Genomic DNA, 23,212 nt, shown 5'->3' with positions numbered 1-23,212 from the left:
GTGGACGCGGTCGCCCGGGTGCTCTACTCTGCGGGTTAGGTAAGGCTAACCTTTATCGGAGGTGCCCGGTGGCCCCGACCCCTGCTGAGCTGATCCGTACCCTGGTGGCCGGTCGGCTGCCCGGCCTGGTGCACCTCGCCCACCGCCCCGGCCCGTTCCACGTCCGGCACGCCACCGACCCGGAGGGGCGGGTGCTGCTGCTGGTCCCGGTCTTCAGTGACCTCGCCGCCGAGCTGGACCCGGGCGCGGCCCGCGACGTCGCCGTGGTGCTCGACGTGCTCGACCTGCCCCCGGCCGCCGGAGCACCCTCGGCCGGCCGGGCCTGGGTGTCCGGCTGGGCGGTGCCCCTGTGCGGCGAAGCTGCCCGTCGCGCCGCCGCCGACTTCGCCGCCGTGGACCCGACCGGTGACCTGCTCGACGTCGGCAGCCGCTTCCGGTTGCACCGCTTCGAGGTCGCCGAGGCCCGCCTGGAGGCCGCCGGCACCGTGCACCGGGTCGACCCCGGTGAGTACGCCGCCGCCGAGCCGGATCCGCTGCACGCCGACGAGGCCACCGTGCTGGCCGACCTCGCCGACCGCCACGGCCCCCAGGTGGTCGCGTACCTGCGGCGTCAGCTCGACCTGGCCGGTGACGAACCCCGGGTGGTACGCCTCGACCGCTACGGCCTGATCGTGGCGTACGGCCGACCCGGCGACCGCCGTCGGGCCCGCCTGCCCTTCCCCCACCCGGTGACCGACCGCGCAGACCTCCCTAACCTCCTCCACCCCCTCCTCAACACCCCCACCCCCACCCACCGCCACCTCTGACCGCCCCCGCCCCTCCTCCCCGCCCGCCCCTCCCTCCCTCCCGCTCATCCCGCCTCGCCTCGCCCCGGTCACCCCGCCTCGCCTCGGTGATCAAGAGGTTCAGGTCACCGGCAAGCGCGTTCCCCACCGCAAACCTCTTGGTCATCAGCCGCCAACGCGGTCTGATCCCCTTGCTCAGCTGGTAGGCGCGGTGATCAAGAGGTTTGCGTCACCAGCAAGCACGTTCCCCACCCCAATTCTCTTGGTCATCAGCCACCACGCGGTCTGACCAGCGTGCACGTCTGGTAGGCCCGGCGATCAAGAGATTTGTGTCATCGGATCGCTCGAAATTGACGTAAACCTCTTGATCACCGGGGCGGGGGCGGGGCGCGGGCGGGGCGGGCGAGGGCGGGCGAGGCGAGGGCGGGCAGGGCAGGGGGTCACGGGGTGGGGGGTGGGAGTGGGGCGGTGAGGTAGCGGTGGATGGTGGGGCCGAGGGTGGCGGCCAGGGTGTCGGGGGTGGCGGAGGCGACCGGTTCGAGGCGGATGACGTAGCGCATCATGGCCAGCCCGATCATCTGGGTGGCCACCAGCGCGCCGCGCATCGGCAGCTCCGCCGGGGGCAGGTCGAGGTGGTCGAGCACCCGGCGCAGCACCTGGGTGACCAGGAACTCGCGCATCAGCCGGGCGGTCCACTCGTTGTCGGCGGCCGAGCGGAGCAGGGCCACCGCCGCCGCTCCGGCCGGCGAGTCCCACACCCCGAGGAACGTGCGGACCAGCCGTTCACCGGTCCCGTCCGGGTCGCCGACCAGGACGGCGGGTAGGAGCGCGGCCGGGTCCACCGGGATGTCGATGGTGGCCCGGAACAGCTCCTCCTTGCTGCCGAAGTAGTGGTGCACCAGGGCCGGGTCGACCCCGGCGGCGGTGGCGATCTGCCGGATCGGGGTCGCGTCGAAGCCGCGTTCGGCGAAGGCCGACCGGGCGGCGGTGAGGATCGCCTCGCGGGTGTCCGGGTTGCCGGGGCGGCGGCCGGTGCGTCGGGTCACCGGGGTCACCCGCTGCGCCGGCGCAGGGTGGCCGCCGCGAGTACCAGGGCCGCCAGTGCCGCGCCGGCCACGATCGCCATGTCCCGCCACATCAGGCCGGTGGGTTCGGCGTGCGCGCCGACCTCCTGGAGGGCCTCCACCGCGTACGACAGGGGCAGCACGTCGCTGACCGCCTGGAGCCAGCCGGCCATCTGCCCGCGGGGGACGAACAGCCCGCACAGCAGCAGTTGCGGGGCGACCACCACCGGCATGAACTGCACCGCCTGGAACTCCGTCCGGGCGAACGCGCTGCACAGCAGCCCCAGCGCGACGGCCAGCACCGCGTTCACCGCGGCGATCCCGACGACCAGCCCGGCGGAGCCGGCTGTGGTGAGCCCGAGCAGTTGGTACGCCGCGGCGGCGGCGACGGTCGACTGGACCACTCCGGCCAGCCCGAACGCGATGCCGTAGCCGAAGAGCAGGTCGAGTTTGCCCAGCGGGGTGGTGAGCAGTCGCTCCAGCGTCCCGCTGGTGCGTTCGCGGAGCATCGCGATGCTGGTCACCAGGAACATGATGATGAACGGGAAGAAGCCCAGCATCACCAGGGCGACCCGGTCGAAGGGGGCCGGCCGGCCGGGCGGGGCGGGCTGGTCGGCGTACATGTAGTAGACCAGGGTGAGCAGTACCGTCGGCACCACCACCAGCAGCGCCACGGTGCGCCGGTCGTGCCGGAGCTGGCGCAGGATGCGCCCGGTGGTGGCGGCCAGGATCGTCGGGTTCACGCCGCCTCCCCGGTGGTCGACGGGTCGGTCTCGCCGGCCCGGATCAGCCGCAGGAACGCCTCTTCCAGGTCGTCCACCCCGGTCGCGGCGCGCACCGCGTCCGGGGTGTCGTCGGCGATCAGTCGGCCGTGGCGGATGAGCAGCAGCCGGTCGCAGCGGGCCGCCTCGTCCATCACGTGGCTGGAGACCAGCAGGGTGGTGCCGGTGGCGGCGAGGGCGTGGAACCGGGCCCACAGGTCGGCCCGCAGCACCGGGTCCTGCCCCACCGTGGGTTCGTCCAGGACGATGAGTTGCGGTTCGCCGACCAGCGCGCAGGCCAGTGAGGCGCGGCTGCGTTGCCCGCCGGAGAGGGTGCCGACCAGTTGGCCGGCGGCGGCGGCCAGGCCGACGTCGGCGACCGCCCGGTCGGCGTCGGCGGCGGCGCGTCCCTGGAGGGCGGCGAAGTACCGGGCGTTCTCCCGGACGGTCAGGTCGGCGTAGACGCTGGGCGCCTGGGTGAGGTAGCCGACCCGGTGGCGCAGGTCGGCCGCGCCGGCCGGACGGCCCAGCACGGTGACCGTGCCCGAGCTGATGGTCTGCACCCCGACCACGGCCCGCATCAGGGTGGTCTTGCCGCTGCCGCTGGGGCCGAGCAGCCCGGTGACCGCGCCCTGCGGCACCGTGCAGTCGATGCCGTCCAGCACCCGCCGCCGGCCCCGGTCGACGACCAGGTCGCGGACGGCGATGGCGTCGTCCATCGCGCCTCCCTCTGTAATTCATCGGTTGTTGAACTCAACGGTAGATGAATTACCCGTCGTTCCGCAACGGCCTGTCACCGACCGGTCCCGGTAGCCGGTGCGCCGGTGGGTGCGCCGTCGGCCGCACCCGACACGCCGGTGCGGTGGTCGGGGCCGGGCCGAAGGATCGGGCGCTAGCCTTCGGACCAGGGCATCAGCCTTCGGATCGGGCGCTAGCCTTCCGACCGGACAGGTGGTCCGCCTTCGGGCATTGCGCGCTGATCGGACGTGCGGCACGATGGCGCGGTGGATCACGCTCCGTTGCCGGAGGCCGCCTTCCTGGCCGACTGGACCGACCGGCTGCGGGCGTCCGCCGACCGTCCCGTGGTCGGCATCCTGCTGCGCGGCAGCCATGCCCGGGGCGCCGCCACCGCGTACAGCGACGTCGATCTCGACGTCCTGGTCACCGCGACCGCCGCGCCCACCCCGCCGTACGACGCCCGGCGGGCCTACCTGGCCGAGGTCGACGGGCGCATCGTGCACGTCTCGGTGGCCGCCCGGGACGTCCGCACCTGGGTCGACCGGCTCGGCGAGCCGGCCGAGTGGGCGTTCGGGCTGCCGGTGACGACCCCCGCCCGGCTGCTCTGGGCCGATCCGACCTGGCGGCCCCGGATCGACCTGCCGGTGCTCTGCCAGCCCGCCGACCAGCCCCGCCTGGAGGAGTTCGTCGCGACCCTCGGCAAGGTGGCGGGGGCCTGGGCCGCCGCCGACCCGCTCGGCGTCCGGCTGGCCGCCGCCGACCTGGCCCGGCTCTGCCCGTGCGTGCTACGGCTGGCCAACCCGGGGGTACGGGTGGCGTCCCGGCGGGTCGCCTTCGCCGCCGCCCTGGACCTGCCGGTCGCGCCGCCCGGCTACCGCGACGACATGCTCCGCTGCCTGGGGATCCGCCCCGGCGGCGTCGCCGAGGTCGCCGCCGCCGCGGCCCGGCTGGTGGCCGGGGTGCTCCCGCTGGTCCGCCCGTACGCCGACCGGATCGCCGAGACGGCCGGCCCGGACCTCGCCCTGGCCCTGGGCGACGGCCGGCTGGACCGGTATGTCGCCCAGCTCTCCCGGGCGGTCGGGGACGGGGCGCAGGTGCCCGCGCCGCGTGCGGGACAATCGGTAACTGTGCCCGTACCTGACTCCGCTCCCAGCGCCGGTGGACCCGTCGGCGCGGTCCGCCCGTCCCGTCTCGACCCGGCCATCGCCGCCCGGCTGCGCCGCACCCCGGACGGCCTGGTCGCCGCGGTCGTGCGCCAGCACGACACCGGCGAGGTGCTGATGGTCGCCTGGATGGACGACGAGGCGCTGCACCGCACCCTCACCACCGGCCGGGCCACCTACTGGTCGCGCAGCCGCCGGGAGTACTGGGTCAAGGGCGCCACCTCCGGCCACCACCAGTACGTCCGCTCGGTGGCGCTGGACTGCGACGGCGACGCGGTGCTGGTCGGCGTGGACCAGGTCGGCGCGGCCTGCCACACCGGCGAACGCACCTGCTTCTTCACCGAACTCCCGGTCACCACCCAGGGGGCGATCTCATGACCGACGGTGCGCTCAGCCCGGATCTGCCGACGTTCGTCGAGGCGGCGGCCCGGTGGCGGGTGGTGCCGGTGACCCGGCGGCTGCTGGCCGACGCGGAGACCCCGGTCGGGGTCTACCGCAAGCTGGCCGGCGGGCCGGGCACCTTCCTGCTGGAGTCCGCCGAGCAGGGCGTCGGCTCGGCCGGGATGGCCTGGTCGCGGTACTCGTTCATCGGGGTGCGCAGCAGCGCCACCCTGGTCGAGCGGGACGGCGTGGCGAGTTGGACCGGCACCCCGCCGGCCGGCGTGCCGGTCACCGGGGATCCGGTGCACGTGCTGCGGGAGACCGTCACGGCGCTCGCCGGGGGCACGCCGGATCCGGCCGCCGGCCTGCCCCCGCTGACCGGCGGCATGGTCGGCTACCTGGGGTACGACCTGATCCGCCGGTTCGAGCGGCTGCCCGAGTTCACCGAGGACGATCTCGGGGTGCCGGAGCTGGGCATGATGCTGGCCACCGACCTGGTGGTGCTGGACCACTACGACGGCTCGGCGATCCTGGTCGCCAACGCGGTGCTGCCCCCGCTGGACGACCCGGACCGGGCGGCCCTGGTCACCGCCGCGTACCACCACGCGGTCGGCCGGCTCGACGCGATGACCACCGCGTTGTCCCGACCGATTCCGCCCATGATCTCGACGGTGGACCGGCCGCCGGCCGGCGACGTGGTCAGCCGGACCGCCGAGGGCGGCTACCCGAAGGCGGTCGAGGCGGCGAAGGAGGCGATCCGGGCCGGCGAGTGCTTCCAGATCGTGCTGGCCCAGCGGTTCGAGCGGGCCACCGACGCCGACCCGCTGGACGTCTACCGGGTGCTGCGGACGACCAACCCGAGCCCGTACATGTACCTGCTGCGGTTCGACGGGTTCGACATCGTCGGCTCGTCCCCGGAGGCGCACCTGAAGGTCAACGCCGACGCCGACGGGCAGCGTCGGGCGATGCTGCACCCGATCGCCGGCACCCGGCCGCGCGGGGCCACCCCGGCGGCCGACGCCCGGCTCGCCACCGAGCTGCTGGCCGACCCGAAGGAACGGGCCGAGCACGTGATGCTGGTCGACCTGGGCCGCAACGACCTGGGCCGGGTGTGCCGGCCGGGCACCGTGCAGGTGCCGGAGTTCGCCACCATCGAGCGGTACAGCCACGTGATGCACATCGTCTCCACGGTGGTGGGCACCCTGCGCGACGACCGGACGGCCTTCGACGCGCTGGCCGCCACCTTCCCGGCCGGCACCCTGTCCGGGGCGCCGAAGGTCCGGGCCATGGAGATCATCGAGGAGCTGGAACCGGTCCGGCGGGGCCTCTACGGCGGCACCGTGGGCTACTTCGGGTTCGGCGGCGACCTCGACATGGCGATCGCGATCCGTACCGCGCTGATCCGCGACGGCCGGGCGTACGTGCAGGCCGGGGCGGGGGTGGTGGCCGATTCCGATCCGGCCGCCGAGGACCAGGAGACCCGGAACAAGGCCGCCGCCGTGCTGGCCGCCATCGCCGCCGCCGAAACCCTGCGACCGGCGCGGTGAGCGACACCGGGACGGCCGCGACGACGGCCGCCGGCAGCACGTCGGGCGGGCGGCGCGAGCTGACGTACGCGCTGCTGCTCTGCCTGGCGGGGGCGGGCCTGGCCAGCTGGGCGGCGACCCGGACCTGGGCGGTGGAGGTGCTCGCCCGGGGTGCGCTGCCGGCGGCCCGGCAGGACCGTTCCGGGGCGGACCTGCTGCCCTGGCTCCCCGCGTTGGCGCTGGTCGCGTTGGCCGGCGGCGGCGCGGTGCTGGCCACCCGGGGGCGGGTCCGGCGGTCACTGGGCGGTCTGGTCGCGCTGCTCGGCCTGGCGGTGGCGGCCGGTGCCGGCTACGGGCTGACCGCCGGCCTCGGCGTCGAGGTGCACCCGCAGTGGCCGGCGCTCTGCCTGCTCGGCGGGTTGGTGGCGGCCGGTGGTGGGCTGCTCACCGCGCGGCGCGGCGGGCGCTGGCCGGCGATGGGTGCCCGCTACGAGCGGCCGGCGCGCACCGGTGGGCCGGCGCGTTCCGACGGGCGGCCGATCGCCGACCGGGGCACCCGGGAGGCCTGGGACGCGCTCGACCGGGGTGAGGACCCGACGGTCAGCTGACCGGCTGCGGGGCGCGGGTCGTCGGCCGCTGTCCGGCGGCGGCCCGGCCCCCGGTCGCGCGCCGGGCCGCGACCAGCTCGGCGCTGGCGGTGGCCCGGGCGGCGGCCAGCTCGGCGCCGGCGGTGGCCCGGGTGGTGGGCAGCCCGGCCCGGGCGGCGGCCAGCTCGGCGACCAGGCGGTCCAGTTCGGCGCGTTGACCCGCGCGGGCGCGGTCGGCGCAGACCGCCTCCCAGGCGTTGCCCCGGGCGGTCCGCACCCGGCCCTCACCGGCCACGACGCGTTCGAGGGTGTGCACCACCTCGACGGCCAGCGACGCGACCGTCCGGGAGATGGTGGTGAGTCCGATGCCGGCGTTCGGCCCCGCAGTGCTCATAGGTCACCCCGCACGATGAGATCCGATGGTGGGCAGGCGCATCGTCGAGTCTGCCCGATGCCGATGCTGCCGGGTTCACGTTTCGCCCGGGTGACGGCCCGGTCAACGCTCCCCACCTGCGCCGGACGGGCATTCTTGACCTTGGTCACAACAGGCCGGCGACCGGCCCGAGCTGCGCGGCGGCGCGGATCGTGATCTCATAGCGTATGGGCATCGATCGATGGTCCGGCGTGCCCCGGACGACGGATGTCGATGACACCGCCCGACGGGTACGGTGGCGCTGCGTGACATTCCGTTCACCGGAGGTCGGGCATCATGCCACAGCCCATCTCGTGAGGAGCGCCATACCCCCGGCACATGTCGCCAGGTGGCGCGCCCTAGCATCGGCCCATGACACCCGGAGAGGGGAGTCCGTTGGTGACTGCTGATCATGCACACGCAGAGGGGGACGGGGCCGGTTCGGCGGCGTCCGGAAGTGTGCTCGACGAGATCCTGGCCGGCGTCCGCGAGGACGTGGCGCGGCGGCAGGAGCAGGTTCCGCTGGAGCGGATCCGCGAGCTGGCCGCCGCCGCGCCGCCGCCGCTGGACGCGTACGCGGCCCTGCGCAAGCCCGGCGTGGCCGTGATCGCCGAGGTGAAGCGCTCCTCACCGAGCCGGGGCCGGCTGGCCGAGATCGCCGACCCGGCCGAGCTGGCGGGGGAGTACGCCTCCGGCGGTGCCCGGGTGATCAGCGTGCTGACCGAGGGACGGTGGTTCGGCGGCTCGCTCGACGATCTGGCCGCGGTCCGTGCCGCCGTCGACGTGCCGGTCCTGCGCAAGGACTTCGTGGTCTCCAGCTACCAGGTGCACGAGGCCCGGGCGCACGGGGCCGACCTGGTGCTGCTGATCGTCGCCGCGCTGGAGCAGAACGCCCTGGTCGGGCTCCTGGAGCGGATCGAGTCGCTCGGCATGTGCGCGCTGGTCGAGGTGCACACCGAGGAGGAGGCCGACCGGGCGCTGGAAGCCGGCGCGCAGGTGATCGGGGTCAACGCCCGCAACCTGCGTACCCTGGAGGTCGACCGGTCCGTGTTCGAGCGGATCGCCCCCGGCCTGCCCAGCAGCGTCGTCAAGATCGCCGAGTCCGGCGTGCGGGGTCCGCACGACCTGATCCGGTACGCCTCGGCCGGCGCCGACGCCGTCCTGGTGGGCGAGGGGCTGGTCACCCAGAAGAGCCCCCGTGAGGCGGTCGCCGAGCTGGTCAACGCCGGGAACCACCCGGCCACGCCCCGCCCGGCGCGCTGACCCGACGGGCAGATCCGCGCAGCGAGAGGACATCGCGATGAGCGAGCGTGAGCGATTCGTCACCGGCGACACGACGGCGCGTCGGCACGCGACCGGCCGGGGAGCGGCGGCATGAGCGCCGACGTGTCGACCCCGGCCGGGCAGTTCCCCGACTCCGCCGGCCACTTCGGCCGGTTCGGCGGCCGGTTCGTCCCCGAGGCGCTGGTCGCGGCGCTCGACGAGCTGGACGCGGCATACCGCAAGGCGATGACCGACGAGGAGTTCCGCGCCGAGTTCGACGCCCTGCTGCGCGACTACGCCGGCACCCCCTCGCTGCTGTACTCCGCCGAGCGGTTCTCCGCCAAGGTCGGCGCCCGGGTGCTGCTCAAGCGGGAGGACCTCAACCACACCGGCGCGCACAAGGTGCGCAACGTGCTGGGTCAGGCGCTGCTCACCCGGCGGATGGGCAAGCGGCGGGTGATCGCCGAGACCGGTGCCGGCCAGCACGGGGTGGCCACCGCCACCGCCGCCGCCCTGTTCGACCTCGACTGCGTGGTCTACATGGGCGAGGTGGACACCGAGCGGCAGGCGCTCAACGTGGCCCGGATGCGGATGCTCGGCGCCACCGTCGTCCCGGTGACCACCGGCTCGCGCACCCTCAAGGACGCGATGAACGAGGCGATGCGGGACTGGGTCGCCAACGTCGACGACACCCACTACCTGATCGGCACCGCCGCCGGCCCGCACCCGTTCCCGGAGCTGGTCCGGGACTTCGTGCGCGGCATCGGCGACGAGGCCCGCCGGCAGTGCCTCGACCTCACCGGCGGGCTTCCGGACGCGGTCCTCGCCTGTGTCGGTGGCGGCTCCAACGCGCTGGGCATCTTCCACGCCTTCGTCCCCGACACCGACGTGCGGCTGTACGGCTTCGAGGCCGGCGGCGAGGGCGTGGACACCGACCGGCACGCGGCCAGCATCACCGGCGGCACCCCGGGGGTGCTGCACGGCGCCCGCACGTACGTGCTCCAGAACGCCGACGGCCAGACCATCGAGTCGCACTCGATCTCCGCCGGCCTGGACTACCCCGGCGTCGGCCCGGAGCACGCCTGGCTGCACGACAGCGGCCGGGCCCGCTACCTGCCGGTCACCGACCGGGAGGCGATGGCCGCGTTCGAGCTGCTCTGCCGTACCGAGGGGATCATCCCGGCGATCGAGAGCGCGCACGCGCTGGCCGGCGCGGTGCAGGTCGCCCCGCAGCTCGCCGCCGAGCTGGGCCGGGAGCCGGTCCTCGTGGTCAACCTCTCCGGCCGGGGCGACAAGGACGTGCACACCGCCGGTGAGTACTTCGGCATCCTCGACAAGGAGCAGTGAGACCGTGAGCCGGATCGGGGTGGCCTTCGACAAGGCCCGTGCCGACGGGCGGGCCGTCCTGGTCGGCTGCATGCCGGCCGGGTTCCCCACCGTCGAGGGCAGCATCGCCGCGATGACCGCGATGGTCGAGGCCGGGGTGGACGTCATCGAAGTGGAGATCCCCTACTCCGACCCGGTGATGGACGGCCCGGTGATCCAGAAGGCCAGCGACATCGCGCTGGCCGGTGGGGTCCGCACCGCCGACACGCTGCGCATCGTCGAGGCGGTCGCGGCCACCGGCGCCCCGGTGGTCACCATGACCTACTGGAACCCGATCGAGCAGTACGGGGTGGACGCGTTCGCCCGGGACCTGGCCGCCGCCGGGGGCACCGGTCTGATCACCCCCGACCTGATCCCCGAGGAGGCCGACGAGTGGCTGGCCGCCTCGGACGCGTACGGGCTGGACCGGACGTTCCTGGTCTCCCCGTCGTCGACCGACGCCCGGCTGCGGATGACCGTCGAACACTGCCGGGGCTTCGTCTACGCCACCGCCATCATGGGGGTGACCGGGGCACGGTCGCAGACCTCGGACGCCGCACCGGTGCTGGTCTCCCGGCTGCGGGAGGTCACCGAGCTGCCCGTCGGGGTGGGGCTCGGTGTCGGCACGGGGGCGCAGGCGGCCACCGTCGCCGGGTACGCCGACGGGGTGATCGTGGGCAGCGCGCTGATCCGCCGGCTGCTCGACGCACCGGATCTCGACGCCGGGCTGACCGCCCTGCGTACCCTCTCCGCCGAACTCGCCGAGGGCGTCCGGGCGGTCGGGTCGGCGGCCTGACCGGACCGGGGTGCCACGGCGGGGCGCCGCAGCGGTAGCCTGTGCACCCGTGACCCTCGTCTCGATGACGCCCCTGGCGGCGCTGCCCAGCCCGACGACCGCCGTGTGGCAGCTCGGGCCGGTCCCGCTGCGGGCGTACGCCCTCTGCATCGTCGCCGGCATCGTGGTCGCCTGTCTGGTGACCGAGTACCGGCTGCGCCGGCGCGGGGTGGCCCCCGGCGCGGTGCTCGACATCGCGGTGTGGGCGGTCCCGACCGGCATCATCGGGGCCCGGATCTACCACGTGATCACCTCACCCGAGAAGTACTTCGGCACCGGGGGCGACCCGTGGAAGGCGTTCGCCATCTGGGAGGGCGGCCTCGGTATCTGGGGGGCGGTCGCCGGTGGCGCGGTCGGCGCGTGGATCGCCGCCCGGCAGCTCGGCATCCCACTGACGGTGGTGGCCGACGCGCTGGCCCCGGGCCTGCCGCTGGCCCAGGCGGTGGGCCGGCTCGGCAACTGGTTCAACAACGAGCTGTACGGCGGGCGGACCAGCCTGCCGTGGGGCCTGGAGATCCACCGGATGGACCCGGACAACCCCGGGCACGCACTGCGCGACGACGCCAACCAGCCCATCCTGGAGCCCGGCCTCTACCATCCGACGTTCGCCTACGAGGCGCTGTGGAACCTCGGCGTCGCCGGCCTGGTGTTCGCCGTGGACCGCCGGTTCAAGCTGGGACGCGGCCGGGCCTTCGCGCTCTACGTGATGGGCTACACCGCCGGCCGGTTCTGGATCGAGCTGATGCGCAGCGACGAGGCGAACCGCATCCTCGGCGTACGGCTCAACGTGTGGACCGCCGGGCTGGTCTTCGTCGGCGCGTTGATCTACTTCCTGCGGGTGCGGGGTCCGCGCCAGTTCCTGATCCCGATCGAGGCTCCCGCCCCCGCCGTCGCGGCGACCGGTGCCGACGTCTCCCAGGTCGACCTGTCCCGCACCGGAAAGGGCTCCCCGGCGGCGGTCGCCCCGGTGGGGTACCAGGTGGTCGACGAGGAGCAGTTCACCACGTACCGGGAGACCGGGGTGCGGCCCGACGAACCCGGCGCGGACGACGTGCCGGCGACCGGCGACGGGGTCGCGGAGCCGGCCCCGGACGACGCGGCCCGGACCTCGGTGACCACCGACCGCCCCGCGGACGCCGCCGACCCGTCCGCCGCGACGACCGACCCGTCCGCCGCGACCGATGACGGCCCCACCGCCGGCGGCGACGGCCCCGCCGCGACCGGCGAGCGTCCCACCGTCGGCGGCGACGGTTCCGCCGTGACCGGCGACCGGCCCGGTGCGGGCGACGGCAGCGGCTCTGCCGGTGCCGGCGGCAGGGGCGACCGCCCCACCGACCGGGACAGCTGAGCGGGCGCGGCATGCGCAGCGCGGTGGTGGTCGGGGCCGGTCTCGGCGGTCTGGCGGTGGCCGGTGCGCTGGCCCGCTCGGGGTGGCAGGTCACCGTGCTGGAACGCGCCGACCGGGTGCGCCCGGAGCCCACCGCCGTGGTGCTCTGGCCCAACGGGGTACGCGCGTTGCAGGTGCTCGGCCTCGGGGCCGGTCTGGACGCCATCGCCACCCCGCTGCCGGACGGGGGCATCCGTCGCCCCGACGGCCACTGGCTGGTGCAGCCCCGGCCCACCCCGGCCGACCGGATGCCGGTGGTCGTCCACCGGGAGGATCTGCACGACGCCCTGATCGCCGGCCTCGGTGAGCGGGTCGAGCTGCGGACCGGGGTCGGGGTGGACAGCGTCCGGGCGGATGCCGGGGAACGGCCCGGGGTGGGGTGCAACGGGCGGTTCGTCGAGGCGGACCTGGTGGTCGCCGCCGACGGCACGGACAGCGTGCTGCGCCGCCAGCTGGCCCCGGAGGCCTCCGTGGTCAGCTCCGGCTGTGCCGCCTGGCGGGCGGTGATCCCCTGGTACCGGGCGAGCCTGCCGGGCGACCAACCGGTCGGCGGTGAGGTGCTGGGCGCGGGCTACCGGTTCGTGGCCGCGTCGCTGGGCGAACGGGGTTCCTCCGGGGGGTCTCGTCGGGGCGGGGTCTACTGGGTCGCCACCGCCGCCGGAGCGCCCCGGCCTGAGCCGCCCCGGACCCAGCTCGCCCTGCTGAAACGCTGGTTCGCCGGCTGGCCCGCGCCGATCGGCGAGCTGTTGGCAGCGACCGAACCCGCCGACCTGGTCCAGCAGGAGATCCGCGAGCTGCGCCCGCTGCCCCGGTCGTACGGCTTTCCGGCCGGGCCGGGCGGGGTGGTGCTGCTCGGCGACGCCGCCCACGCCATGCCGCCGCACCTGGGACAGGGCGCCTGTCTGGCCTTCGAGGACGCGGCCACCCTGGCGTCGCTGCTGCGGGAGTCCCGTCTCCCCGACGCCGTGCAGGCGTACGACCGGTTGCGTCGTCCCCGCGCGGCCACCGTGGTCCGGCAGACCCGCCGGATGTCGGCGGTGCTCCAGACCCGGGGCCGGCTGGCCCTGCGCGCCCGGGACGCGGCCCTCGGCACCCTCAGCCCTCGCCTGCTCTCCGGTGCCGCCACCACCGCCGCCGCCTGGCGCCCCCCACCCTCCTCCTGATCCTCCCCGGGCCGCCGCCCCTTCCCCGCGCCGCCGCCCCTTCCCCGTGCCGCCCGCCTCGGTGATCAAGAGCTTTACGTCACCCCACCCGCCCCAGGTGACCCGAACCTCTTGATCACCCGCTCAAGCCGGCTGGACGCGGGGGTGATCAAGAGGTTCGGGTCAATCCGCCGCCCCCACGTGACGTAAAGCTCTTGATCACCTGCTCAGGCCGGGTGGGTGCGGGGGTGATCAAGAGGTTTGGGTCGGGGTGGCGCGGCGGGGTGACGTAAAGCTCTTGATCACCCGAATCCGGGCCGGCCGGCGGGGCGAAGGGTGGAGGGCACGGTGGGGGAGGACGAGGGGGTGGGGGGTCAGAGGAGGGCGGTGGGTTCGGCTATGCAGGCGGTACCGATGCGGCGGAAGCCGACGCGGAGGTAGACCCGGGCGATCTCCTCGCTGCCGGCGGAGAGGAACACCAGGTCGGTGCCGGCGTCGCGGAGGGCGTGGGCGAGGGTGGCGGTGACCGCCGAGGCGAGCCCGCGACGGCGGGCGGCGGGCAGGGTGGCCACCCCGGCGATCTCGGCGACGTCGTCGACCCGCATGGCCATGCCGCTGGCCAGCGCGCCGTCGGCGGGGGTGCCGGCGACGACCGACAGTCGCCGGCCGTCGGCGATCCGGAGCCGCTCCTCGTCCAGCGCGGCCACGTCGAGTTCGGTCATGGCGGCGTCGCGCTGCTCGGGGCCGGCGTCGCCGCGGGCGGTGCCGGCGGCGGAGAACCCCACCGCGGCGACCGCGCGCCGGGCCGCCACGTCGAGCGCGAAGCCGGGTGCGTCCGGGTCGAGCACCCGCACGGGTACGTCGGTGAGCGTCGCCGGGTCGGGCAGGGCGGCCGGATCGAGCACCATCAGCGGTGCCTCCAGCACGCTCAGCCCGGCGGCGCGGGCGGTGGCGAGCAGGTCCGGGGTGGTGTCGTGCACCCACTCGAACGCCTCCGGCAGGCCCAGCTCCCGTTGCCGTTCGCGGACGGCGTGCACGTCGGCCAGTGAGGGTGCGGTGGTGGTGTCGAGGCGCGGTCGGGCGTAGAACGGCCAACCCTCGCCATCCCGGACAAAGAGCACCAGCGCGCCGTGTTCCTCGGGGTGGGCGGCGTCCCGGGGCACCGCGTCGTAGAAGCGTTCCAACCGGTCGAACAGATCGCGGTGTGCAGGATCCACCGCGCGAGACTACACGTCCCAGAGTCTGGACGGTGTGATCAATCCGCACTGGCCCCGCCCGGGTCGCCCTAACGTAGACTCAACAGACTGCCAAGGGCCGACGTCGTCCCGACCATGAAACAACCTGAGTGACGACAGGAGACCCGGTGGCCCTTCCGTACCCGCACACCCCGCAGCCGGTCCCGTCCGCGACCGGTCTGTACGACCCGGCGCACGAGCATGACGCGTGCGGGGTGGCCTTCGTGGCCGACCTGTACGGACGGCGTTCCCATGCGGTGGTGGCGAACGGCCTCGGTGCGCTCTGCCGGCTTGACCACCGGGGCGCCCGGGGCGCCGAGCAGAACACCGGCGACGGCGCAGGAATCATGATCCAGGTTCCGGACGCGTTCCTGCGCGCGGTGGTGGACTTCCCGCTGCCGCCCGCCGGCCAGTACGCCACCGGCCTGGTCTTCCTCCCCGACGACGACGGCGGCGAGGCCCGCGCCCGTCAGGTGGTGGAGAAGTACGCCCTGGTCGAGGGGGCCGAGGTGCTGGGCTGGCGCGACGTGCCGACCGACCCGAGCGGGCTGGGCGAGACGGCGCTGGCGGCGATGCCCCGGATCCGGCAGCTCTTCCTGGCCGCGCACCGGCTCACCGACACCCCGGCCGGTCCGGCCGGCTCCGCGCTGGCCGGCATCGACCTGGACCGGGTGGCGTTCTGCGTGCGCAAGCAGGCCGAGCGGGAGACCGCCGAGCGGGGGGTGACGGCCTACTTCCCGTCGCTGTCGGCCCGGACGATGACCTGGAAGGGCATGCTCACCCCCGACCAGCTGCCGGAGTACTTCCCGGAGCTGACCGACGAGCGGGTCGACAGCGCGATCGCGCTGGTGCACTCCCGGTTCTCCACCAACACGTTCCCGTCCTGGCCGCTGGCCCACCCCTACCGGTTCATCGCGCACAACGGCGAGATCAACACGATCCGGGGCAACCGGAACTGGATGCAGGCCCGCGAGGCGCTGCTGCGCAGCCCGCACCTACCGGGCAACATCCGTCGGGTGTTCCCGGTCTGCACCCCGGCGGCCTCCGACTCGGCCAACTTCGACGAGGTGCTGGAGCTGCTGCACCTGGCCGGCCGGAGCCTGCCGCACGCGGTGCTGATGATGATCCCGGAGGCCTGGGAGAACGACCCGGCGATGCGCCCGGACAAGCGCGCGTTCTACCGGTTCCACGCCAGCCTGATGGAGCCGTGGGACGGCCCGGCGTCGGTCGCCTTCACCGACGGCGAGATCGTCGGCGCGGTGCTCGACCGTAACGGTCTGCGGCCGGGGCGCTGGTGGCATACCGCCGACGGGCTGGTGGTGCTGGGCAGCGAGGCGGGTGTGCTCGACCTCGACCCGGCCACGGTGGTCGCCAAGGGCCGCCTCCAGCCGGGCCGGATGTTCCTGGTCGACACGGTCAACGGCCGGATCGTCTCGGACGACGAGATCAAGACCGAGCTGGCCGCCGCCCAGCCGTACGACGAGTGGCTGCACGCCGGCCTGATCGAGCTGGACGACCTGCCGCCCCGCGAGCACGTGGTCTACACCCACGACTCGGTGCGTCGCCGGCAGCAGACCTTCGGCTACACCGAGGAGGAGCTGAAGATCCTGCTCGCCCCGATGGCCCGCACCGGCGCGGAGCCGCTCGGCTCGATGGGCACCGACACCCCGATCGCGCCGCTGTCGACCCGGCCCCGGCTGCTCTACGACTACTTCCACCAGCTCTTCGCCCAGGTCACCAACCCGCCGCTGGACGCCATCCGGGAGGAGCTGGTGACCAGCCTGGCGTCGACCATCGGCCCGGAGGGCAACCTGCTGGACCCGGGCGCGGCGAGCTGCCGGCAGATCGTGCTGCCCTACCCGGTGATCGACAACGACGAGCTGGCGAAGCTGCTCGACGTCGACGAGGACGGCGACCTGCCCGGCTTCAAGGCGGTCCGGGTCTCCGGGCTCTACCGGATCCGCGACGGCGGGGCCGGCATCAAGGCCCGGCTGACCGAGATCTGCCGGCACGTGTCCGAGGCGATCGAGGACGGCGTACGGATCCTGGTGCTGTCCGACCGGGACTCCAACGCCGACCTGGCGCCGATCCCGTCGCTGCTGCTCACCGCGGCGGTGCACCAGCACCTGGTGCGGGAGCAGACCCGGACCCAGGTGGCGCTGATCGTGGAGTCCGGTGACTGCCGCGAGGTGCACCACGCGGCGGTGCTCATCGGGTACGGCGCGGCGGCGGTCAACCCCTACCTGGCCTTCGAGTCGGTGGAGGACATGATCGCCACCGGCGCGCTGGTCGGGGTGGAGCCGGGTAAGGCGGTCCGCAACTACGTCAAGGCGCTCGGCAAGGGCGTCCTGAAGATCATGTCCAAGATGGGCATCTCGACGGTGTCGTCGTACTGCGGGGCGCAGGTCTTCGAGGCCGTCGGCCTGGACACCCGCCTGGTCGACCGCTACTTCCGGGGCACCCCGAGCACCATCGGCGGGATCGGGCTGGCCGGGATCCACGCCGAGGTCGCCGCCCGGCACGGGCAGGCCTGGCCGACCCCCGGCGCCGCCGGCTCCACCCGCCTGGAGGTGGGCGGCGAGTACCAGTGGCGGCGCGAGGGCGAGCTGCACCTGTTCAACCCGGAGACGGTCTTCCTGCTCCAGCACGCCACCCGCAGCCGCCAGTACGACGTGTTCCGCCAGTACACCGCCAAGGTCGACGAGCTGGCCGCCCAGGCCGGTTCGCTGCGCGGGCTGTTCACCCTGCGGACCGGGCTGCGCCCGGCGGTGCCGATCGAGGAGGTCGAGCCGGCCACCGAGATCGTCAAGCGGTTCGCCACCGGGGCCATGTCGTACGGGTCGATCTCGGCCGAGGCGCACGAGACGCTGGCCATCGCGATGAACCGGCTCGGCGGCAAGTCCAACACCGGCGAGGGCGGTGAGGACGTCGACCGGCTGCACGACCCGGCCCGCCGCTCGGCGGTCAAGCAGATCGCCAGCGGGCGCTTCGGGGTGACCAGCGAGTACCTGGTCAACGCCGACGACCTCCAGATCAAGATGGCGCAGGGCGCGAAGCCCGGCGAGGGCGGGCAGCTGCCCGGCAACAAGGTCTGGCCGTGGATCGCCCGGACCCGGCACGCCACCCCGGGCGTCGGCCTGATCTCCCCGCCGCCGCACCACGACATCTACTCCATCGAGGACCTCGCGCAGCTCGTGCACGACCTCAAGTGCGTCAACCCGGCCGCCCGGGTGCACGTCAAGCTGGTCAGCGAGGTCGGCGTGGGCACCGTCGCGGCCGGGGTCGCCAAGCTCAAGGCCGACGTCATCCTGATCTCCGGGCACGACGGCGGCACCGGCGCGTCCCCGCTCAACTCGCTCAAGCACGCCGGCACCCCGTGGGAGCTGGGCCTGGCCGAGGCGCAGCAGACGCTGCTGCTCAACAAGCTGCGCGACCGGGTCACCGTGCAGGTCGACGGCCAGCTCAAGACCGGCCGGGACGTGGTGGTGGCGATGCTGCTCGGCGCGGAGGAGTTCGGCTTCGCCACCGCCCCGCTGATCGTCGAGGGCTGCGTGATGATGCGGGTCTGCCACCTGGACACCTGCCCGGTGGGCATCGCCACCCAGAACCCGGTGCTGCGGGAACGCTTCACCGGCCGACCGGAGTTCGTGGAGAACTTCTTCCTCTTCCTCGCCGAGGAGGTCCGGGGCTACCTGGCCGAGCTGGGCTTCCGCAGCATCGAAGAGGCGATCGGGCAGACCGAGGTGCTCGACGTCGTACCGGCGATCGAGCACTGGAAGGGCCACGGCCTCGACCTGGCCCGGGTGCTGCACACCCCGGAGCTGCCCGAGGGCGCGGCCCGGCGCGGGGTCCGCGCCCAGGACCACGGCCTGGCGCAGGCGCTGGACAACGAGCTGATCGCGCTGGCCCAGCCGGCGCTGCGCGACGGCAGCCCGGTCCGGGTGGAGGTGGCGGTGCGCAACGAGCACCGCAGTGTCGGCGCGATGCTCGGCGGCGAGGTGACCCGCCGGCACGGCGGTGCCGGCCTGCCGGACGACACGGTGGAGTTCGTGCTGCGGGGCACCGCCGGGCAGTCCTTCGGCGCGTTCCTGCCGCGCGGGGTGACCCTGCGGCTGCACGGCGACGCCAACGACTACGTCGGCAAGGGGCTCTCCGGCGGCCGGATCGTGGTCCGCCCGGACGCCGCCGCGCCGTTCGTCGACCCCGACGCCACCGCCGGGCAGCGCGCCGAGGACCAGATCATCGCCGGCAACACCATCCTGTACGGGGCCACCGGCGGTGAGCTGTTCCTGCGGGGCCGGGTGGGGGAGCGCTTCGCGGTCCGCAACTCGGGCGCGGTGGCCGTCGTCGAGGGCGTCGGCGACCACGGCTGCGAGTACATGACCGGTGGCACGGTGGTGGTGCTCGGCGAGACCGGCCGCAACTTCGCCGCCGGCATGTCCGGCGGTACGGCGTACGTGCACCGGCTGGACACCGGCCGGGTCAACGCGGAGCTGGTCGACCTGGCCCCGCTGCGCGACGCCGAGCGGGAGCTGCTGCACGACCTGGTGCAGCGGCACGTCGCGGAGACCGACTCGGCGGTCGGCGCGGAGCTGCTCAAGCGTTGGCCGGAGGCGGTCGGGGAGTTCACGGCCGTGGTCCCACGGGACTACCGCCGGGTTATGGAGATCATGAAGGCCGCCGAAGCCGCCGGCCGCGACGTCGACGACGCGGTGATGTCTGCGCTGACCGCGTCGGTGCCGCCCGCCACGCGGGTGGTCGCCCAGGAGGTGGCTCGTGCCTGACCCGAACGGTTTCCTGCGCTATGACCGGCGGCTGCCGGCCCGTCGTCCGGTGGCGGTGCGGATCAGTGACTGGCGTGAGGTCTACCCGCCCGCCGGTGAGGAGCTGATCCGCGAGCAGGCCACCCGCTGCATGGACTGCGGCATCCCGTTCTGCCACGACGGCTGCCCGCTGGGCAACCGCATCCCGGACTGGAACGACCTGGTCCGCACCGGGACCTGGGACGCCGCGGTGGAGTCGTTGCACGCCACCAACAACTTCCCCGAGTTCACCGGTCGGCTCTGCCCGGCGCCCTGCGAGGCGGCCTGCGTGCTGGGCCTGGGTGGTCAGCAGCCGGTCACCATCAAGCAGGTCGAGGTGGAGATCGCCGACGCGGCGGTGGCCCGGGGCGGGCTGAACCCCCGCCCGGTGCCGGCGTCGACCGGTCGTTCCGTGGCCGTGGTCGGCTCCGGTCCCGCCGGGCTCGCCGCCGCCCAGCAGCTCGCCCGCGCCGGTCACGCCGTCACCGTCTACGAGCGGGACGACGCGATCGGTGGCCTGCTCCGGTACGGCATCCCCGACTTCAAGCTGGAGAAGCAGCACATCGACCGGCGGCTGGCCCAGCTCGCCGCGGAGGGTGTGCAGTTCCGCACCGGGGTGGACGTCGGTGTCGACGTGACCGCCGAGGAGCTGCGGTCCCGGCACGACGCGGTGCTGCTGGCCTGCGGCGCGCTCCAGGGTCGGGACACCCCGGAGACGCCCGGTCGGCAGTTGCGCGGCGTCCACCAGGCGATGACCCACCTGGTCGCCGCCAACCGGGTGGTCGCCGCGGCCGGGGACGGCCGGCCGGCGCAGGCGGTGCTGCCCGACGGTACGCCGATCGACGCGGCCGGCAAGCACGTGGTGATCATCGGTGGTGGCGACACCGCCGCCGACTGCCTGGGCGTGGCCCACCGGCAGGGCGCGGCCGGGGTCCACCAGCTCGACCTCTACCCGGAGCCGCCGCACGGCCGGGACGCCGAGCGGGATCCGTGGCCGACCTGGCCGTGGGTGCTACGCAACTACCCGGCACACGAGGAGGGCGGCGAGCGGGTCTTCGCGGTCGCGGTGCAGGAGTTCGTGGACGACGGCACCGGCCAGGTCAAGGGCGTCCGGATCGCCGAGGTGACGGTGGAGCGGCGGGACGGCCGCCGGATCGTCACCGCGCTGCCCGGCTCCGAGCGGGAACTCCCGGCCGACCTGGTGCTGCTGGCCATCGGCTTCGAGGGCACCGAGGAGCAGCCGCTGCTGGCCCAGTTCGGGGTGGTCCGCAACGCCCGGGGCGCGGTCGACGCCCGCCCGGACTGGCAGACCGACGCCGACGGCGTCTTCGTCGCCGGGGACATGCACCGGGGCGCGTCGCTGATCGTCTGGGCGATCGCCGAGGGCCGGGCCGCCGCCGCGGCGATCCACTCCTACCTGGGCGGGGTCGGTTCGCTGCCGGCTCCGGTCGATCCGGCCCGGCAACCGCTCGCGGCCCGCTGACCCCCGCCCGCTGACCCCGACGGCTCCGGCTGGCGCGCTGGTACGTCGGACCCGCTGGTCCGTCGGGCCGGCCCGCTGTTGCATCGTTTCGGGCAGTTCGATCGATGGCCGTCAGTCGACCTGGTCTGCAGGTCGGCTGACGGTCCGCCCCTGCGGCTCCGCCGCCGTTCGCCGGTGCGCTGGGTCGACTCGGCCGCCGTTCGCCGGTGCGCTGGGTCGGCTCGCAGCCGCTTCCGCTGGCACGACCTGTCCGGACTCCTGGTGTCGCGGGGCGTCGGCCAGCCCTTCGGAAGCATGTGACTCCAGGAGGGGATATGCCTGGCAGGCATTTTTATGACCGTCAGGCATACTGCTCTCCGGAACCATTGTTCCGGCCAGGCTCGACGCCGCTCCGATCGATGCCGACCAGGGTCGGCCCGAACCTGACCCCGCCCTGACCTCGATGTCAGCCGTCCCGGGCCGAAGCCGTCCCGGGCCGAAGCCGTCCCGGGCCGAAGTCGTCCCGGGCCGAAGCCGTCCCGGGCCGAAGCCGTCCCGGGCCGAAGTCGTCCCGAGGGCCGGAGGCGACCCGAGGGCCGGGGGTGACCCGAGGGCCGAAGGCGACCCCAGGGCCGGAGGCGACAGTTCCGGGCCGGTCCGGGCTGCCCACCCCGGTGCCGGGGGCAGGCAGCCCGAACCGGGGTCGGTCAGCGCGCCAGCAGCTGGTGCGCCGACCGGATCCGTGACCACGACGTCGGCTGCGCCGGGGAGGTCGCGGTGCGGGTGGCGGTGGCCGGGGTGGGGCGGCCGGGGGTGAACAGCCAGGTGGTGAAGACCGGGTCGAGGTCGACGCCGGAGATCTGCTCGGCGAGCGCCTGGAAGTCGGCGATGCTGCCGTTGCCGTACCGGTGCGCGGCGGTCCAGGCCGGCAGGATCCGGAAGAACGCGTCGTCGCCGACGGCCAGCCGGATCTGGTGCAGGGCCATCGCGCCCCGGTCGTAGACCGCGTCGTCGAAGACCGCGCCGGCACCCGGGTTGCCCGGCGGGACCTGCCAGAACCCGTCGTCGGCCGGGTAGCTGGCGTAGGTGAAGTCGAACAGCTCCTGCGCGCTGCCCTCACCCTGCGCCTCCGACCAGAGCCATTCGGCGTACGAGGCGAAGCCCTCGTTCAACCAGATGTTGCTCCAGTCGGTCACCGAGACCGAGTCGCCGAACCACTGGTGGGCGTTCTCGTGCACCACTACGTACGGGTTGCTGCCACGTCGCCAGAAGCCGGGACCGTACACCGGGCGGGTCTGCGTCTCCAGCGCGAAGCTGATGCCGTCGATCGGCCCGGCGACACCCCCCTGCGCCTCGAACGGGTACGGCCCGAAGATGCCGCTGGCCCAGTCGACGATCTCGGCGGTCCGCTCGATGCTGGCCCGTGCGGCCGGAGCCCGGTCGCCCAGCGTGGTGCTGTAGGCGTTGATCACCGGCAGCCCGCTCGGGGCGGTGTCGGTGACGATGTCGTACTGGCCGATCGCCAGGAACGCCTGGTAGGTGGCCCCGGGCCTGGTGCTGCGCCAGCCCCACCGCATCCGGTTGCCGGCCTCGGCCAGCGGGGGCCGGGGCTGGACGCCGTTGCTGATCACCTCGACGCCGTTGGGCACCGAGACCGAGATGTCCCAGGTGGCCTTGTCCAGCGGGTGGTCGTTGGACGGGAACCACCACCAGGCCGACTCGGGCTCGTTGACGGCGAGCGCGCCGTCGGCGGTGCGGGTCCAGCCGGAGTAGCCGTCGACCAGGGTCTCCGACGGGACGCCGGAGTAGGTGACCACGATGGTCAGCGCCTGGCCGGTGCTGATGCCGCGCGGCGCGGTGACCACCAGCTCGTGGACGCCCTCCCGGGCGAACTGGGCGGTCCAGCCGTTGACCCGCACCGACTCGACGTCGAGCAGGAAGTCGAGGTTGAAGCGGGAAAGGTCCTGGGTGGCGGTGGCCAGGATGGTGGTGGTGCCGCTGAGCCGGTCGCTGGCCGGTTCGTAGCGGAGCCGGACGTCGTAGTGGTCGACGTCGTAGCCGCCGTTGCCGTAGTCGGGGAAGTAGGGGTCGCCGAGCCCGGCGCTACCGGGTTTCGGGGCGGCCGAGACCGCGACCGACCGGCTCTTGCCCGGTCGGGCGTCGGCCTGGCCGGGGGTGCCGGTCACCAGGGTGCCGGCGGTGGTGACGGTCAGGGCGGCGATGGCCGCCGTGAAAACACGTCGCACGGGGTGGACTCCCTCCATCGGGGTGTTCGCACCGACAACCTAATCGACGCCGGTGGAA

The 23,212-nt window shown here is 74.2% G+C and carries 15 protein-coding genes and 3 pseudogenes; 12 read left to right on the top strand and 6 right to left on the bottom strand.

The genetic code is table 11. From position 1 onward, the window contains the following. The first annotated feature begins 68 nt into the window (after positions 1–68). On the top strand, positions 69–806 hold the full coding sequence (locus O7625_RS28545) for a DUF2470 domain-containing protein (protein ID WP_282342928.1): 738 nt from the start codon (positions 69–71) through the stop codon (positions 804–806). 419 nt (positions 807–1,225) lie between these two features. Here the strand turns inward: O7625_RS28545 and O7625_RS28540 are convergent, their stop codons facing one another. From O7625_RS28540 to O7625_RS28530, 3 genes are read right to left on the bottom strand one after another with little or no spacing between them, the layout of a single operon-like run. Further along, positions 1,226–1,831, bottom strand: coding sequence for a TetR family transcriptional regulator (locus O7625_RS28540; RefSeq protein WP_089004374.1), 606 nt, complete (start codon positions 1,829–1,831; stop codon positions 1,226–1,228). A 5-nt stretch (positions 1,832–1,836) separates the two neighbouring features. Further along, positions 1,837–2,592, bottom strand: a complete 756-nt coding sequence (locus O7625_RS28535; RefSeq protein ID WP_067315418.1) for an ABC transporter permease — start codon at positions 2,590–2,592, stop codon at positions 1,837–1,839. Next, the gene (locus O7625_RS28530; RefSeq protein WP_282342925.1) at positions 2,589–3,329 is read right to left on the bottom strand and encodes an ABC transporter ATP-binding protein; all 741 of its coding nucleotides are present in this window, start codon (positions 3,327–3,329) and stop codon (positions 2,589–2,591) included. Before O7625_RS28530 ends, O7625_RS28535 begins: the two co-directional genes overlap by 4 nt. Before the next feature lie 267 nt (positions 3,330–3,596). On the opposite strand from O7625_RS28530, the pseudogene O7625_RS30310 reads away from it, so the two are divergent. The 4 genes and pseudogenes from O7625_RS30310 to O7625_RS28510 form a co-directional block, all read left to right on the top strand. Then, a pseudogene (locus tag O7625_RS30310) lies at positions 3,597–4,316 on the top strand (phosphoribosyl-AMP cyclohydrolase); the annotation flags it as partial. Positions 4,317–4,526: 210 nt separating this feature from the next. Beyond that, a pseudogene (hisI, locus tag O7625_RS28520) lies at positions 4,527–4,889 on the top strand (phosphoribosyl-AMP cyclohydrolase); the annotation flags it as partial. After that, positions 4,886–6,439, top strand: coding sequence for an anthranilate synthase component I (locus O7625_RS28515; protein WP_067315426.1), 1,554 nt, complete (start codon positions 4,886–4,888; stop codon positions 6,437–6,439). The pseudogene hisI and the gene O7625_RS28515, both read left to right, overlap by 4 nt. Then, positions 6,436–7,026, top strand: coding sequence for a Trp biosynthesis-associated membrane protein (locus tag O7625_RS28510; protein WP_282342922.1), 591 nt, complete (start codon positions 6,436–6,438; stop codon positions 7,024–7,026). Before O7625_RS28515 ends, O7625_RS28510 begins: the two co-directional genes overlap by 4 nt. Before the next feature lie 133 nt (positions 7,027–7,159). On the opposite strand, the pseudogene O7625_RS28505 reads toward O7625_RS28510, so the two are convergent. Beyond that, positions 7,160–7,399: pseudogene (locus O7625_RS28505) on the bottom strand (hypothetical protein); the annotation flags it as partial. A gap of 477 nt (positions 7,400–7,876) precedes the next feature. Here O7625_RS28505 and trpC point away from each other — a divergent pair. From trpC to O7625_RS28480, 5 genes are all read left to right on the top strand, one after another. Further along, positions 7,877–8,680, top strand: a complete 804-nt coding sequence (gene trpC / locus O7625_RS28500; protein WP_282347123.1) for an indole-3-glycerol phosphate synthase TrpC — start codon at positions 7,877–7,879, stop codon at positions 8,678–8,680. A gap of 111 nt (positions 8,681–8,791) precedes the next feature. Next, positions 8,792–10,027, top strand: a complete 1,236-nt coding sequence (trpB, locus tag O7625_RS28495) for a tryptophan synthase subunit beta (RefSeq protein ID WP_282342920.1) — start codon at positions 8,792–8,794, stop codon at positions 10,025–10,027. A 4-nt stretch (positions 10,028–10,031) separates the two neighbouring features. Then, on the top strand, positions 10,032–10,841 hold the full coding sequence (trpA, locus tag O7625_RS28490; protein ID WP_282342918.1) for a tryptophan synthase subunit alpha: 810 nt from the start codon (positions 10,032–10,034) through the stop codon (positions 10,839–10,841). A gap of 49 nt (positions 10,842–10,890) precedes the next feature. After that, positions 10,891–12,228: a prolipoprotein diacylglyceryl transferase gene (lgt, locus tag O7625_RS28485; protein ID WP_282342916.1), complete on the top strand. Its 1,338-nt coding sequence runs from the start codon at positions 10,891–10,893 to the stop codon at positions 12,226–12,228. Between the two features lie 11 nt (positions 12,229–12,239). Beyond that, a complete protein-coding gene (locus O7625_RS28480) occupies positions 12,240–13,430 on the top strand; it encodes an NAD(P)/FAD-dependent oxidoreductase (RefSeq protein ID WP_282342914.1) in 1,191 nt (396 codons plus the stop codon). A gap of 353 nt (positions 13,431–13,783) precedes the next feature. Here the strand turns inward: O7625_RS28480 and O7625_RS28475 are convergent, their stop codons facing one another. Continuing rightward, the gene (locus O7625_RS28475) at positions 13,784–14,626 is read right to left on the bottom strand and encodes a GNAT family N-acetyltransferase (RefSeq protein WP_067314579.1); all 843 of its coding nucleotides are present in this window, start codon (positions 14,624–14,626) and stop codon (positions 13,784–13,786) included. 146 nt (positions 14,627–14,772) lie between these two features. On the opposite strand from O7625_RS28475, the gene gltB reads away from it, so the two are divergent. After that, positions 14,773–19,428, top strand: coding sequence for a glutamate synthase large subunit (gltB, locus tag O7625_RS28470; RefSeq protein WP_282342913.1), 4,656 nt, complete (start codon positions 14,773–14,775; stop codon positions 19,426–19,428). Further along, complete coding sequence (locus O7625_RS28465) at positions 19,421–20,929, top strand: glutamate synthase subunit beta (RefSeq protein WP_282342912.1); 1,509 nt, start codon at positions 19,421–19,423, stop codon at positions 20,927–20,929. Before gltB ends, O7625_RS28465 begins: the two co-directional genes overlap by 8 nt. 686 nt (positions 20,930–21,615) lie before the next feature. Here O7625_RS28465 and O7625_RS28460 read toward each other — a convergent pair. Continuing rightward, positions 21,616–23,154: a M1 family metallopeptidase gene (locus tag O7625_RS28460; protein WP_282342911.1), complete on the bottom strand. Its 1,539-nt coding sequence runs from the start codon at positions 23,152–23,154 to the stop codon at positions 21,616–21,618. Between the last annotated feature and the right edge of the window lie 58 nt (positions 23,155–23,212).

This window comes from Micromonospora sp. WMMD714, from assembly GCF_029581315.1.
GTDB classification, from domain to species: domain Bacteria; phylum Actinomycetota; class Actinomycetes; order Mycobacteriales; family Micromonosporaceae; genus Micromonospora; species Micromonospora rifamycinica.
Note: the sequence above shows the minus strand (reverse complement) of the source record. Positions and strands in the feature narration are given on the sequence as shown.